This window comes from Mumia sp. Pv4-285, assembly GCF_041320275.1.
Lineage (GTDB): Bacteria > Actinomycetota > Actinomycetes > Propionibacteriales > Nocardioidaceae > Mumia > Mumia qirimensis.
The window spans coordinates 3,048,876-3,062,059 of record NZ_CP162023.1 but is presented as its reverse complement, the minus strand read 5'-3'; the positions used below and the strand labels follow the sequence as shown (position 1 = coordinate 3,062,059).

Genomic DNA, 13,184 nt, shown 5'->3' with positions numbered 1-13,184 from the left:
AGATCAGACGAAGACGACGGAGACGGCGACGATCGCCACGGCGATCAGGGCGACGACTCCGAGGGCGACGCCGACGGCGATCCCCACCGGGTGACGGTCGACGAGGGTGGTGCTGCCGGGCAGCCACGCCTCCCAGTCCTTGCCCTTGCGCAGGTCTGGCCGGATCGGGAAGCCGCAGAGCCGGGCGATCGCCTGCAGGTGCTCGGGCCGCCACTCCTCGGAGGTGATGCGGAACAGCCGTGCTCCGTCCGGGCCGACCACCGTCAGCAGGTCCGCGCCGGTGAGCGCCTGCTTCCCGAGGGTCCCTCGGCTCACGGACAGGTCGACGACCACGTGCCTCCCGTCCGGCCGCGTCCAGCGCAGCCAGCCCGGGACGAGCTCGACCCGGCAGGACCGCAGCCGGCGGACCAGGAGCAGCACGCCGACGATCGCGGCCACGACGAAGGCCACCAGCTTGAAGCCGACCTCCGCCAGCGAGTCCGAAGTCAGCAGGAGGACCGCGACGAGGCCGACCACGGCGGCGCTGCGGCGCAGCGTCTGGGAGCGAGCACGGGCGGCATCGGGCCGGAAGGTGACCTTCTCTTGCGGGTACGGCGGTTGCTGGAGCGGTTGCCCGGGCTGCGGCTGCTGAGCGTACGTCGGGGGGTGGGGGTCACCGTACATGCGAGCAGGTTAGGCCAGGGCTGTCCCGGCGCTCGACGTGGACCCGTCGGGCCGTGTCACGGTGCGGGCACGCTGCGCCTAGGCTTCGCGTCATGACCGTGGTCCTCGCTCCGTTCTCCTCCGACGAGCTCGCCGCACCGGACGGGCTCACCGTGGTGCCGTTCTCCGGCGCCGCCGACGACCTGCCGTCCGACGCGGTCCTCGCGCAGGTCGAGATGTGGGTCATCCCGTACGCGCTGGAGTTCCCCCTCGGCGAGCTCGCGGTGAGGATGCCGAGGCTGCGGGTGATCCAGGCCCAGTCCGCAGGCACGGACGGCATCGTGGCCCACATCCCTGACGGCGTCGTGCTGTGCAACGCACGAGGCGTCCACGACGCGTCGACCGCCGAGCTCGGCGTCGGCCTCATCATCGCGTCGCTCCGTGGGATCCCGACCTTCGTCCGCGCGCAGGACGAGGGCCGCTGGGCTGCGTGGCAGTGGTGGCCGGCACTCGCCGACCGGACGGTGATGATCCTCGGGTACGGCAGCATCGGCGAGGCGCTCGAGCGGCGGCTCGCCGGGTTCGAGACCACGATCGTCCGGGTCGCGAGCCGTGCGCGCGACGGCGTGCACGCCGTGGACGAGCTGCCCGAGCTCCTGCCGCAGGTCGACGTGGTCGTGGTGCTCACGCCGCTCACGGATGCGACGCGCCACCTCGTCGGCAAGGACTTCCTGGCCGCGATGAAGGACGACGCGCTCCTCGTCAACCTCGCGCGTGGTCCGGTGGTGGACACCGACGCGCTGCTGGCGGAGCTCGGCACCGGGCGCCTGCGGGCCGCGCTCGACGTCACCGACCCCGAGCCGCTGCCCGACGACCACCCGTTGTTCAGCGCCCCGAACGCCCTGATCACCCCGCACGTCGCCGGCGGCACCTCCGCGATGCGCCCGCGGGTCGTCGCCCTCGTCCGTGATCAGCTGCGGCGGTTCGCGGCGGGCGAGGACCTCGTCAACCGGGTGTCACGCTGACGGCTGCATCGCCCAGCGGATCGTCCGGGTCGCCACCGCGCCGGCGGGTCGCAGCGCCACGGTCTCGGTGATCGGCAGCCAGGGCAGTCGCAACGGCCCGCGCGCCCAGCGGGGGAGGAGGCCCACGGCTGCTCCTGCCAGCGCGGAGTAGCCGGGCCGCAGCGCCCAGGGAACCGGCGGAGTCAGCAGGATGAACCGGGCCGCCTCGCGTGCCGCCGGGGTCGAGGCGAGCTCGGGCCGGTACGCCGCGAGTCGCGCTGCGAGCCCGGCGGTGTCCGTCGGCGGGTCGTCCGCGCCGAGGGCTACGGCGACCTCGGCAGCCTGTGCCACGTACGTGTCGCGCTCGCCCGGTGCCAGCGGGCGAACGCCGTACCGGTCGTGGGCGCGCAGGAAGCTGTCCACCTCGGCGACGTGGACCCAGGTGAGCAGGTGCGGGTCGTCGGCGGCGTACGGGCGTCCGTCCGGCGCCGTGCCGTTGATCCGCTTGTGCACCGCGCGGACGACCCGGACGGCGCGGTCGGCGTTGTCGATCGTCCCGAACGTGGTCTCCGCGATGAAGCCGCTGGTGCGCTGGAGCCGCCCCCACGGATCGCCGCGGTAACCCGAGTGCTGGTCGACCGCAGCCATGGCCAGCGGGTGCAGCGACTGCATGAGCAGCGCGCGGATCCCACCGACGAACATCGACGCGTCGCCGTGGACGCGCTGGATCGGGTCGTCGGGGCCGAAACGGCGCGGTCCCTCGTCGCCGTGGATGCGCTGGCGCCGCCGCTCGCCGTCGTCACCGGCCACGCGCGCGAACAGTGTCTCCCCGAGCCGGTCGCGCACACCCATGTCTCCGAGCCTAGACCCGCCCCAAAGAGTTCACCGTGGACGTGATGGCGGCGGCGAACCGCTCGGCGGCACCATCGACGTACGGCAGGAAGAGGGAGGGCTCGGTGAGCTCGAGCTCGATGACCTGCGGCGTCCCCTCCGGCGAGGTGACGAGGTCGACCCGCGCGTAGAGGAGATCGAGTCCGCCTCCGAGGGCGTCGCCGGCGGCCCGCAGGGCGCGGCGCGCGACGTCGATCTGTGCGTCGGTCGCGACCGTCGGCGTGATCCGCTCCCGGGAGTCGCGGTCGTCGCGGACGCCTTCGCCCTGCGTGAGCATCGCTCCCTTGACGACGGCGTGGGAGTACTCGCCGCCCGCGAAGAGGACGGCGGTCTCACCGTCGGAGTCGACCGAGGCGACGTACGGCTGGAGCATCGCCGTGCGCCCGGACTCGACGAGGTCGCGGCTGTGGGAGAGGGCGTCGTCGGCGTCCGTCCATCGTGCGGTGTCGCGCGAGCCGGCGGAGACGGCAGGCTTCACGACCCATTCCGCAGCGCCGACGCCGACGCCCCAGGCATCGGCGTGCGTGGCGAGCACGTCGGCGTCCGTGACGTCCCAGGCGGTCGGGATCACCGGGCACCCCGCACGGGCGAGGTCGCGGAGATAGGTCTTGTGCGTGTTCCACGCGATCACGTCCGACCGGTTGCGCAGGCGCGGGACCCGGCGCGTCCAGGCGAGGAACTCGTCGTGGCGGTCCGTGTAGTCCCAGGTGGTCCGTACGACCGTCAGCGCGTAGTCGTGCCAGTCGACGGCGTCGTCGTCCCACACCTCGACGGCGGCGTCGTGCCCGAGATCCTGGACGGCGCGGCGGAGGAGGTCGAGCTCGGCGTCGTCGACGTGGGAGGCGGAGCTGGCGAGGGCGATGCGGGCCACGGGGTTCCCTTCGGGTGGAGGACGGCCGCCTCGACGGTACGCGACCGGAGGTCAGCGCTCGTCCGCGCCTCGGCGCTTGCGGATGTCGTGGGCGATCGTGTTCTCGTTCGCGAAGAACGCCAGACCCCAGTCGGCGACGGTCGCAGGGGACCGCAGCCGGGGATCGTCTCCGAGCATCTCGCGTACGGCGCGCAGGTCGGCGGTGCGCTCCTCGAGCTGGGCGATGTAGGCGTCGAGCCACCGCTGGACGTGCTCGGGGGCGACCATGTGGGCGAACATCAGCCGGAGGGCGACCGGGTGCTTGAGCACGGGGAAGGCGGGCTCGGAGGTCTCGAGCCAGGTGAGCAGCGCCGCCCGGCCGGCATCGCTGAGGGCGTACCGGCGGGTGTTGCGGCGTCCGTTCGGTGCGTCCGTGGTGTCGACGAGGCTGAGGCGGGCCAGCCGGGCGAGCTCGGTGTAGACCTGGCTGGTGGCGGGGGAGACCCAGTAGAAGCGCATCGTGAGGTCGCACCGCTGCTTGAGCTCGTAGCCGGTGAGGCCCTCTGGCGGGTCGTTCGGGTCGAGCGTGAGCAGACCGAGGAGCGCGTACGAGGTCGTTGACAGGTCGGCCGCCATGTCCCTAGCGTAGCGAGTATTCCAGTTAGGAAGATCGCGGCCGTCGACGACGACGGGCGCGGGTGGCGAGGCGGGGAGCGACATGGACGCGATGCTGTTGATCGGGACGCGCAAAGGCCTGTGGATCGGTCGTTCACCCGATCGCACGTCGTGGGAGCTCACCGGCCCGATCTTCCCCATGACGGCCGTCTACTCGGCCTGCATCGACACTCGCGGTGCCTCCCCGCGGCTCCTCGTCGGCACGATGAGCGAGCACTGGGGTCCTCAGGTGAGCTGGTCCGACGACCTCGGGGAGACGTGGTCCGAGACGAGCGGCGGCGGCATCCGGTTCCCGGAGGACGCCGGCGCAGCCGTCGAGCAGGTGTGGCAGCTGACCCCCGGGGCGCGACCCGACGAGGTCTGGGCCGGCACGCAGCCCTCGGCGCTGTTCCGCTCGACCGACCGCGGTGAGCACTTCGATCTCGTACGCCCCCTGTGGGACCACCCGCACCGGCCGAACTGGGACGCCGGCTACGGAGGTCAGGCGATCCACACCATCGTCCCTGATCCTGCAGATGCCGAGCGGGTAACCGTCGCGATGTCCACCGGCGGCGTCTATCGCACCGAGGACGGCGGTGCGAGCTGGGACCCGCACAACGTCGGCATCAAGGCGTACTTCTTCCCCGATCCCTGGCCCGAGTACGGCCAGTGCGTCCACAAGGTCGCGGCGCACCCCGACCGCCCTCGGCAGATGTACGCCCAGAACCACCACGGCGTCTACCGCTCCGACGACGGGGGCGACACGTGGACGTCGATCGCGGACGGGCTGCCGAGCGACTTCGGGTTCCCGATCGTGGTCCACCCTGCGAACCCCGACACCGTCTACGTGTTCCCGCTGGTCGCCGACGGAGACCGGATGCCTCCGGGCGCGGCCGCACGGGTCTGGCGCTCCGACGACGCGGGGCAGACGTGGCGCGAGCTGGGCAAGGGCCTTCCCGACGTCTACTACGCCGCCGTGATGCGGGATGCGTTCCGGGCTGACGACGCGACGGCGTACGGGCTGCCTGCGGGGCTCTACCTGGGCGGCCGCGACGGCAGCGTCTTCGCCAGCGCGGACGAGGGCGAGACGTGGGACGAGGTGGCGGCGCACCTGCCGGACGTGATGTGCGTCCGTGCCGCGATCGTGGGCTGAGCCGCCGTCAAGGCTCTGCGCTTGACATTCTCGATTCAAGCGCGCAGCCTTGATGTCAAGGGATCAATTCTGAAACCTTGACGGGAGCCGAAGTCATGTACGTGATGACGCTCGACCAACGACGCAGCAGGACCGGGCCGGACGCCGTGCCCGACCTCCTTGCCGCGTTCGCAGCGCTCGCCGAACCCATCCGCGCGTTCGAGCGCACGGCGGGCGACGAGGTGCAGGGTCTCCTCGACGACCCAGACCAGGTTGCCGACCTGACGGCGTACGCGCTGCGCGACGGACGCTGGTGGATCGGCATCGGAGCGGGCGTGGTCGACGGTCCCCTCCCGCAGACCACCCGCGCCGGACGCGGAGCCGCGTACGTCCACGCACGGGAAGCCGTCGAGCGGGCCAAGTCCGAGCCGCAGCCGGTCTGCGTCCGCGCGGACGACACCCAGCGCGCCGACGACGCCGAGGCTGCCCTGTGGCTGGTGTCGAGCCTGCTGTCTCGCCGTACCGATGCCGGGTGGGAAGCCGTCGACGCGATGGCGAGCGGCGGCACGCAGCGCGCGGCCGCGGCCGACCTCGGCATCACGGCGCAGGCGTTCAGTGGCCGGCTCGCGGTCGCGGGATGGACCGAGGAGCGTCGAGGCCGTACGCTCGCGGCGCACCTGCTGGCCATCTGCGACCCCGAGCAGAAGCCCAGCGACTGAAGACGGCCCAGCCACGAGGAGTGCGCCCATGACGACCTACGTGCTGGTGATCGCGGCTGCGTGCCTCGCTGTCGTCGGATCTGCCTTCGCACGCACCGAGCTCGCCCAGCGCATCGTCGGTGCGCTCCTCGCCGTCGCCGTCGCGTTCGGCGTCGTCGCGACCATCTTCGAGGACCCGGTGACGGGGGTGCAGCACGACATCCTCGTGCTTTTCGCGATGGTGCTCGCCGTCCTCGGCGGCGGTGTCGTCACGACGGCCGCCTTCGAGACCATCGACGCCTCTCGCTCCTCGGACACGCCCGGCCGAACGGTCACGGCGGCCGCCGAGGTCCTGCGCGGGGGTGCGTGGGTCGGGGCACTCGAGCGGCTGGCGGTGTTCGGGTCGCTCGCTGCGCGCTGGCCCGAGGGCGTTGCGATCGTGCTCGCCGTGAAGGGCCTCGGGCGCTACCCCGAGCTGAAGGTCAAGGAGCGCTCCGGCGCTGCTGAGCGCTTCATCATCGGCACCATGATCAGCGTGATCTGGGCCGTGGCGTGCGTCTACCTCGCCTTCGCGCCGTACGTGCTCGACCCCCGCCGCTGAGTCCGCACCGCGATACCAGCGGACCGCCGCGGCCGCAGCGGTCGTAATCTTGCACGCATGGCGTCCGAGACCCCCGACATCAAGCCCCGCAGCCGCGACGTGACCGACGGTCTGGAGAGCACCGCTTCACGCGGCATGCTCCGTGCCGTCGGCATGGGAGACGACGACTGGGAAAAGCCCCAGATCGGCGTCGCGTCGAGCTGGAACGAGATCACCCCCTGCAACCTCTCGCTCGACCGGCTCGCAGGAGCGGTGAAGAACGGTGTGCACGCGGCGGGCGGATACCCGCTCGAGTTCGGCACCATCTCGGTCTCCGACGGCATCTCGATGGGGCACGAGGGCATGCACTACTCGCTGGTGTCGCGCGAGGTGATCGCCGACTCGGTCGAGACCGTGATGATGGCCGAGCGCCTCGACGGGTCGGTCCTGCTCGCGGGGTGCGACAAGAGCCTGCCCGGCATGCTGATGGCGGCCGCACGCCTCGACCTCTCCAGCGTCTTCCTGTACGCAGGCTCGACCATGCCCGGCCAGGTCGACGGCAAGGACGTCACGATCATCGACGCCTTCGAGGCCGTCGGTGCGTGCGTGAAGGGCCTCATCACGCGTGACGAGGTCGACCGCATCGAGCGCGCGATCTGTCCGGGGGAGGGTGCCTGCGGTGGCATGTACACCGCCAACACGATGGCCTCGGTCGCCGAGGCTCTCGGCATGTCGCTGCCCGGATCCGCCGCCCCTCCGGCGGTCGACAGCCGCCGCGACGGGTTCGCCCGCCGCTCCGGCGAGGCCGTCGTCAACCTGCTGCGTGAGGGCATCACGGCGCGCCAGATCATGACGAAGCCCGCCTTCGAGAACGCGATCGCCGTCGTCATGGCGCTCGGAGGGTCGACCAACGCTGTGCTCCACCTCCTCGCGATCGCCCGCGAGGCCGAGGTCGACCTGACGCTCGACGACTTCGTCCGGATCGGCGAGAAGGTCCCGCACCTCGGTGACCTCAAGCCGTTCGGCCGCTACGTCATGAACGACGTCGACAAGGTCGGTGGGATCCCGGTGATCATGAAGGCGCTGCTCGACGCGGGTCTCATGAACGGCGACACCCTGACCGTCACCGGCAAGACGATGGCCGAGAACCTCGACGCCCTCGTCAAGACGGCGATCGACGGAGACGTGATCCGCAGTCTCGACAACCCGATCCATGCGACCGGGGGGCTGACGATCCTCGAGGGCACGCTCGCGCCGCGGGGTGCGGTCGTGAAGAGCGCAGGGTTCGACGAGTCGGTCTTCACCGGCACCGCGCGTGTCTTCGACGGCGAGCGCGCGGCGATGGACGCGCTCGAGGACGGCACGATCGTCGCCGGCGACGTCGTCGTCATCCGGTACGAGGGACCGAAGGGCGGTCCCGGCATGCGCGAGATGCTCGCGATCACCGGGGCGATCAAGGGCGCCGGCCTCGGCAAGGACATCCTGCTCCTGACCGACGGGCGCTTCTCGGGCGGTACGACGGGGCTGTGCGTCGGGCACGTCGCGCCCGAGGCCGTCGACGGAGGCCCCATCGCGTTCGTGCGCGACGGCGATCCGATCACGCTCGACGTGGCCAACCGTCGCCTGGATGTGGACATCGACCCCGACGACCTGGAGCGGCGCAGGGTCGGCTGGGAGCCGCGGCTGCCGGTCGTCCCGCCGCGCGGCGTCCTCGCGAAGTACGCGAAGCTGGTCGGCTCGGCCGCGGACGGCGCCGTCCTCGGCTGACCCGGCACCGGAACCGCAGTGAGGCCGCCGTCATGTGGGACGGCGGTCTCGCTATTTGAGATCGGCTCGACGCTGGCTTGACCGTCACCGGCGCGTCGCGCACTCTTGACTCGTGCGCAACCTTCTTCTCGTACGTCACTGACGCGTCACCGGTCACCGGTCCCGCGTCACCCCTCGAATGCCCAGGTGGGCCGGGGGGTTTTTTCTTGTCACCACGGCTATCGAGACGACAGCAGCACACCGGGCAGCCGCCCACCCGAACGAACCGGCACCGCAGCCGGTCAGCATGAAGGGACAGTGATGAGCGAACAGATCACGGGGGCCCAGAGCCTCGTCCGGGCGTTGGAGCACGCCGGTGTCGAGGTCGTGTTCGGCATTCCGGGCGGCGCGATCCTTCCGGCCTACGACCCGCTGATGGACTCCCAGCAGATCCGCCACATCCTCGTCCGCCACGAGCAGGGCGCCGGTCACGCGGCCCAGGGCTACGCCGTCGCGAGCGGCCGGGTCGGCGTGTGCATGGCGACCTCCGGCCCCGGCGCGACCAACCTCGTCACCGCGATCGCCGACGCCTACATGGACTCCGTCCCCATGGTCGCCGTCACCGGTCAGGTCGCGAGCCGCGCGATCGGTACGGACGCCTTCCAGGAGGCCGACATCCGAGGCATCACGATGCCGATCACCAAGCACAGCTACCTCGTGACCGATCCCGCCGAGATCCCGCGCGCGGTCGCCGAGGCGTTCCACATCGCAGCGACGGGCCGACCGGGCCCGGTCCTCGTCGATGTCTCCAAGGACGCCCTCCAGGCCATGACCACGTTCACGTGGCCGACCGAGCTCCACCTCCCCGGCTACCGCCCCACGACCAAGCCGCACGGCAAGCAGGTTCGTGAGGCGGCTCGGCTCATCGCTGCCGCCTCCCGCCCAGTGCTGTACGTCGGCGGAGGCGTCGTCAAGGCCAATGCGTCGACCGAGCTGAAAGTGCTCGCCGAGATGACGGGCATCCCGGTCATCACCACCCTGATGGCCCGCGGCGCCTTCCCCGACAGCCACGACCTCCACCTCGGCATGCCGGGCATGCACGGCACCGTCGCCGCGGTTGCCTCGCTGCAGAAGAGCGACCTGCTGATCTCGCTCGGCGCGCGCTTCGACGACCGGGTGACCGGTGATCTCGCCTCGTTCGCACCCGGCGCGAAGGTGATCCACGCCGACATCGACCCGGCCGAGATCTCCAAGAACCGCACCGCCGACGTGCCGATCGTGGGCGACTGCCGCGAGGTGATCGCGGACCTCGTGGTCGCCCTCCAGGCGGCGTACGCCGAGGGCCCCGCGGACTCCGCGCATGACAGGTACGCCCCGTGGCGCGAGCAGATGCAGGCGCTGCGGACCCGCTTCCCCCTCGGATACGACGAGCCCGACGACGGCACGCTGTCGCCGCAGCGCGTCATCCAGCGGATCAGCGAGATCGCGGGCCCGGGGGCCACCTACACCGCGGGGGTCGGCCAGCACCAGATGTGGGCCGCGAACTTCATCCAGCACGAGCGTCCCGCGCGCTGGATCAACTCCGGCGGCATGGGCACGATGGGCTTCTCCGTGCCGGCGGCGATGGGTGCGCAGGTCGCCCGTGCCGGAGAGGTCGTGTGGGCGATCGACGGTGACGGCTGTTTCCAGATGACGAACCAGGAGCTCGCGACGTGCGCGCTCGAGGGCATCCCGATCAAGGTCGCCGTCATCAACAACTCGTCGCTCGGCATGGTCCGGCAGTGGCAGACGCTCTTCTACGAGGGCCGCTACTCCAACACCGACCTGCAGACCGGGTCTGATGCGGCGCGCATCCCCGACTTCGTCAAGCTCGCCGACGCCTACGGCTGCGTGGGCCTGCGGTGCGAGCGTGCCGAGGACCTCGACGACGTGATCGCGAAGGCGATGTCGATCAACGACGTGCCCGTGGTGATCGACTTCGTCGTGCACCGCGACGCCATGGTGTGGCCGATGGTCCCGGCGGGCCTCAGCAACGACCTGATCCAGATCGCGCGCGACATGGCGCCCGACTTCGGCGACGAGGAGCTCTGAGGAGCAGGCATGACCAAGCACACCCTGTCCGTCCTGGTGGAGAACACCCCCGGTGTTCTCGCCCGCACCGCGAGCCTGTTCATGCGGCGCGGCTTCAACATCGAGTCCCTCGCCGTCGGCGAGACAGAGATCCCCGAGATCTCGCGGATGACGATCGTCGTGAACGTGGACGAGCTGCCTCTCGAGCAGGTCACCAAGCAGCTCAACAAGCTCGTCAACGTCCTCAAGATCGTCGAGCTCGAGCCGGCGCACGCCGTCGAGCGCGAGCTGATGCTGATCAAGGTCCGTGCCGACGCGCAGACGCGCGGCCAGGTCCTCGAGACCGTCCAGCTGTTCCGCGCGAAGGTCGTCGACGTCGCGGTCGACGCGGTGACCATCGAGGCCACCGGGGACCCCGGCAAGCTCGCGGCGATGCTGCGCGTCCTCGAGCCGTTCGGGATCCGCGAGATCGCCCAGTCCGGTCGTGTCGCGATCGGTCGCGGCGGTCGGTCGATCACCGACCGCACCCTCCGTACCGTCCCCGGATCCTCCACCCAGTCCGCCTGAGCGTACGGTCGTAGTCGGCCGCACCTCTTGCAAAACGGCACCACACCGGTGCCACTCGGCACCACGAGAAGGAGTAACCCCGTGCCTGAGCTGTTCTATGACGACGACGCCGACCTGAGCGTCATCCAGGGCCGCAGCGTGGCCGTCCTCGGCTACGGCAGCCAGGGCCACGCCCACGCGCTGTCGCTGCGCGACTCCGGCGTCGACGTCCGCGTCGGTCTGCCCGAGGGCTCGAAGAGCCGTGTGAAGGCCGAGAACGAGGGCCTCCGGGTGCTCACCCCGGCAGAGGCGTGCGCCGAGGCCGACGTCATCGTCGTCCTCGCTCCGGACCCGGCGCAGCGTTCGCTGTACGCCGAGGCGATCGAGCCGAACCTGAACGACGGTGACGCACTGATCTTCGGTCACGGCTTCAACATCCGCTACGGCTACGTGAAGCCCCCGGCCGGTGTCGACGTCGGCATGATCGCGCCCAAGGGTCCGGGTCACCTGGTCCGTCGCGAGTACGTCGAGGGTCGCGGCGTGCCCGTGCTCGTCGCCGTCGAGCAGGACGCGACCGGCAACGCCTGGCCGCTCGCCCTCTCGTACGCGAAGGCGATCGGAGGCCTGCGTGCCGGTGGCATCAAGACGACCTTCACCGAGGAGACCGAGACCGATCTCTTCGGCGAGCAGGCCGTCCTCTGCGGCGGCGCGTCGCAGCTGATCATGTACGGCTTCGAGACGCTCACCGAGGCCGGCTACCAGCCCGAGGTCGCCTACTTCGAGGTGCTCCACGAGCTGAAGCTGATCGTCGACCTCATGTACGAGGGCGGCATCGCCAAGCAGCGTTGGTCGGTCTCGGACACGGCCGAGTACGGCGACTACGTCTCCGGCCCGCGGGTGATCGATCCGCGCGTCAAGGAGAACATGCAGGCCGTTCTCGCCGACATCCAGAACGGCGCGTTCGCGGAGCGGTTCATCGCCGACCAGGACGCCGGTGCTCCGGAGTTCAAGAAGCTCCGCGCGGAGGGCGAGGTGCACCCGATCGAGACCACGGGTCGTGAGCTGCGCAAGCTCATGGCGTGGGTCAAGAGCGCGGACGACGACTACACCGAGGGCACAGCAGCGCGCTGACCCTCGCGCGCGGACGCACCGCGTACGCACGAACCGACCGGCGGTGAGCCCGGTCCCACGACGCCTCGGCGGCTGGGACCAGGCTCACCGCCGTCGTCGTGTCGCGACCCGGAGTCTCAGGACGCCGGGTCGCGCCTGCGCGGCGGGCGGGGGATCTCGCCGGGGTAGATGAGACGGGCGAGCCATCGGCGGGTGGCGAGGTAGACCTCGTGGGTGCCGCCGCGACGATAGGCGCGGCGGAGACGGCGGGCGGAGTGCATGGCGTGCGTACCCCTCGGGGATGGAGTCGGGCCGGTGCCCGGCACCGTACCGGTCGTACGAGGGTCTCCGAAAGGGTTGATCCCGCTCTGTTATCGTCTCCACAACTGCACGGCCGGGGTGCCCACGAGGCTGAGAACACACCCGACGAACCTGATCCGGGTCATACCGGCGAGAGGGAGCCTGATGCTCGATCCACAGACTGCTGTCCACGTCCACGACCAGCTGCGGTCCCGCGGGCCGCTGGTGCAGGTCATCACGAACTACGTGTCGATGGACATCGCCGCCAACCTGCTCAACGCGGCGGGTGCGTCGCCGGCGATGGTGCACGACGCGCGGGAGGCCGGCGAGTTCGCGGGTCTCGCCCAGGCCGTCGTCGCGAACATCGGCACCTTGTCGCCGCCGTGGGTCGACGGGATGCTCGCGGCCGTCGAGGTCGCGTCCGCCGCCGGCAAGCCGTGGGTCCTCGACCCGGTGGCGGTCGGGGCGACCACCTACCGCCGCGAGACCGCCGCCCTGCTGGTCGAGCACCGTCCGACGGTCATCCGGGGCAACGCGAGCGAGATCCTCGCGATCGCGACGTCGACCGGGGCAGGACGCGGGGTCGACGCCGATGCCGACACCGCTGACGTCCGCGCCGACGCAGAGGCGCTCGCGTCGAAGCTCGACACCGTCGTCGCGATGACCGGTGTGGTCGACGTGGTCACCGACGGCACGCGTACGGCGCACGTCATCGGCGGCGACGACCGCGCTCCGATGATCACCGCGCTCGGCTGCTCGGCGAGCGCGCTGGTCGCCGCCTGCTGCGCGGTCCACGACGACTCGTTCGAGGCGTCGGCGTCGGCGCTCGCGATCCTGACTGCCGCCATCGAGCAGGCCGCACTGCTCGCGGAGGGTCCGGGGTCGCTGCGCTGGCGCCTGCTCGATGCGCTCTCGACGCTGCCGTCGGCCGCGGTCGCCGGCGTCGTCGCACGTCGGTGAC

The 13,184-nt window shown here is 71.1% G+C and carries 14 protein-coding genes and 1 riboswitch; of the genes, 9 read left to right on the top strand and 5 right to left on the bottom strand.

What is annotated here, in order from left to right:
• Positions 1-3: 3 nt before the first annotated feature.
• Complete coding sequence (locus tag AB3M34_RS14770; protein WP_370614992.1) at positions 4-663, bottom strand: hypothetical protein; 660 nt, start codon at positions 661-663, stop codon at positions 4-6.
• Between the two features lie 92 nt (positions 664-755).
• Between AB3M34_RS14770 and AB3M34_RS14765 the strand changes: the two genes are divergently transcribed.
• Entirely contained in the window at positions 756-1,667 is a 912-nt protein-coding gene (locus AB3M34_RS14765) for a 2-hydroxyacid dehydrogenase (RefSeq protein WP_370614991.1), read from the top strand.
• Here AB3M34_RS14765 and AB3M34_RS14760 read toward each other — a convergent pair.
• From AB3M34_RS14760 to AB3M34_RS14750, 3 genes are read right to left on the bottom strand one after another with little or no spacing between them, the layout of a single operon-like run.
• Positions 1,659-2,498, bottom strand: coding sequence for an oxygenase MpaB family protein (locus AB3M34_RS14760; protein ID WP_370614989.1), 840 nt, complete (start codon positions 2,496-2,498; stop codon positions 1,659-1,661). The genes AB3M34_RS14765 and AB3M34_RS14760 overlap by 9 nt on opposite strands.
• A 10-nt stretch (positions 2,499-2,508) precedes the next feature.
• The gene (locus tag AB3M34_RS14755) at positions 2,509-3,408 is read right to left on the bottom strand and encodes an ATP-grasp domain-containing protein (RefSeq protein ID WP_370614987.1); all 900 of its coding nucleotides are present in this window, start codon (positions 3,406-3,408) and stop codon (positions 2,509-2,511) included.
• A gap of 51 nt (positions 3,409-3,459) precedes the next feature.
• Entirely contained in the window at positions 3,460-4,023 is a 564-nt protein-coding gene (locus AB3M34_RS14750) for a PadR family transcriptional regulator (protein WP_370614986.1), read from the bottom strand.
• Between the two features lie 82 nt (positions 4,024-4,105).
• On the opposite strand from AB3M34_RS14750, the gene AB3M34_RS14745 reads away from it, so the two are divergent.
• The 7 genes from AB3M34_RS14745 (at position 4,106) to ilvC (ending at position 11,944) form a co-directional block, all read left to right on the top strand.
• Positions 4,106-5,194, top strand: coding sequence for a WD40/YVTN/BNR-like repeat-containing protein (locus tag AB3M34_RS14745; protein ID WP_370614985.1), 1,089 nt, complete (start codon positions 4,106-4,108; stop codon positions 5,192-5,194).
• A 77-nt stretch (positions 5,195-5,271) separates the two neighbouring features.
• Entirely contained in the window at positions 5,272-5,892 is a 621-nt protein-coding gene (locus AB3M34_RS14740) for a hypothetical protein (protein ID WP_370614984.1), read from the top strand.
• A gap of 28 nt (positions 5,893-5,920) precedes the next feature.
• Positions 5,921-6,472 carry a hypothetical protein gene (locus AB3M34_RS14735; RefSeq protein ID WP_370614982.1) on the top strand — a complete coding sequence of 184 codons (552 nt, stop codon included), beginning with the start codon at positions 5,921-5,923 and terminating at the stop codon, positions 6,470-6,472.
• Positions 6,473-6,529: 57 nt separating this feature from the next.
• Positions 6,530-8,218, top strand: coding sequence for a dihydroxy-acid dehydratase (ilvD, locus tag AB3M34_RS14730; RefSeq protein ID WP_370614981.1), 1,689 nt, complete (start codon positions 6,530-6,532; stop codon positions 8,216-8,218).
• Positions 8,219-8,518: 300 nt separating this feature from the next.
• Positions 8,519-10,288 carry an acetolactate synthase large subunit gene (locus tag AB3M34_RS14725; protein WP_370614979.1) on the top strand — a complete coding sequence of 590 codons (1,770 nt, stop codon included), beginning with the start codon at positions 8,519-8,521 and terminating at the stop codon, positions 10,286-10,288.
• Between the two features lie 9 nt (positions 10,289-10,297).
• Positions 10,298-10,834, top strand: a complete 537-nt coding sequence (gene ilvN, locus AB3M34_RS14720; RefSeq protein ID WP_370614978.1) for an acetolactate synthase small subunit — start codon at positions 10,298-10,300, stop codon at positions 10,832-10,834.
• Positions 10,835-10,915: 81 nt separating this feature from the next.
• Positions 10,916-11,944, top strand: a complete 1,029-nt coding sequence (gene ilvC / locus AB3M34_RS14715; RefSeq protein ID WP_370614976.1) for a ketol-acid reductoisomerase — start codon at positions 10,916-10,918, stop codon at positions 11,942-11,944.
• A gap of 116 nt (positions 11,945-12,060) precedes the next feature.
• Here the strand turns inward: ilvC and AB3M34_RS14710 are convergent, their stop codons facing one another.
• A complete protein-coding gene (locus tag AB3M34_RS14710; protein WP_370614974.1) occupies positions 12,061-12,204 on the bottom strand; it encodes a hypothetical protein in 144 nt (47 codons plus the stop codon).
• A 104-nt stretch (positions 12,205-12,308) separates the two neighbouring features.
• Positions 12,309-12,400: riboswitch (TPP riboswitch) on the top strand.
• On the opposite strand from AB3M34_RS14710, the gene thiM reads away from it, so the two are divergent.
• Positions 12,389-13,183, top strand: a complete 795-nt coding sequence (thiM, locus tag AB3M34_RS14705) for a hydroxyethylthiazole kinase (protein WP_370614972.1) — start codon at positions 12,389-12,391, stop codon at positions 13,181-13,183. Its footprint overlaps the riboswitch before it by 12 nt.
• Position 13,184 lies beyond the last annotated feature (1 nt).

Excerpts from the sequence above, each read along its gene's own strand:
- ilvN (WP_370614978.1), top strand. The coding sequence starts at position 10,298 with ATGACCAAGCACACCCTGTCCGTCCTGGTGGAGAACACCCCCGGTGTT.
- AB3M34_RS14710 (WP_370614974.1), bottom strand. The coding sequence starts at position 12,204 with ATGCACTCCGCCCGCCGTCTCCGCCGCGCCTATCGTCGCGGCGGCACC.
- AB3M34_RS14735 (WP_370614982.1), top strand. The coding sequence starts at position 5,921 with ATGACGACCTACGTGCTGGTGATCGCGGCTGCGTGCCTCGCTGTCGTC.
- AB3M34_RS14745 (WP_370614985.1), top strand. The coding sequence starts at position 4,106 with ATGGACGCGATGCTGTTGATCGGGACGCGCAAAGGCCTGTGGATCGGT.
- AB3M34_RS14770 (WP_370614992.1), bottom strand. The coding sequence starts at position 663 with ATGTACGGTGACCCCCACCCCCCGACGTACGCTCAGCAGCCGCAGCCC.
- AB3M34_RS14750 (WP_370614986.1), bottom strand. The coding sequence starts at position 4,023 with ATGGCGGCCGACCTGTCAACGACCTCGTACGCGCTCCTCGGTCTGCTC.
- AB3M34_RS14760 (WP_370614989.1), bottom strand. The coding sequence starts at position 2,498 with ATGGGTGTGCGCGACCGGCTCGGGGAGACACTGTTCGCGCGCGTGGCC.
- AB3M34_RS14725 (WP_370614979.1), top strand. The coding sequence starts at position 8,519 with ATGAGCGAACAGATCACGGGGGCCCAGAGCCTCGTCCGGGCGTTGGAG.
- thiM (WP_370614972.1), top strand. The coding sequence starts at position 12,389 with ATGCTCGATCCACAGACTGCTGTCCACGTCCACGACCAGCTGCGGTCC.
- AB3M34_RS14765 (WP_370614991.1), top strand. The coding sequence starts at position 756 with ATGACCGTGGTCCTCGCTCCGTTCTCCTCCGACGAGCTCGCCGCACCG.
- ilvD (WP_370614981.1), top strand. The coding sequence starts at position 6,530 with ATGGCGTCCGAGACCCCCGACATCAAGCCCCGCAGCCGCGACGTGACC.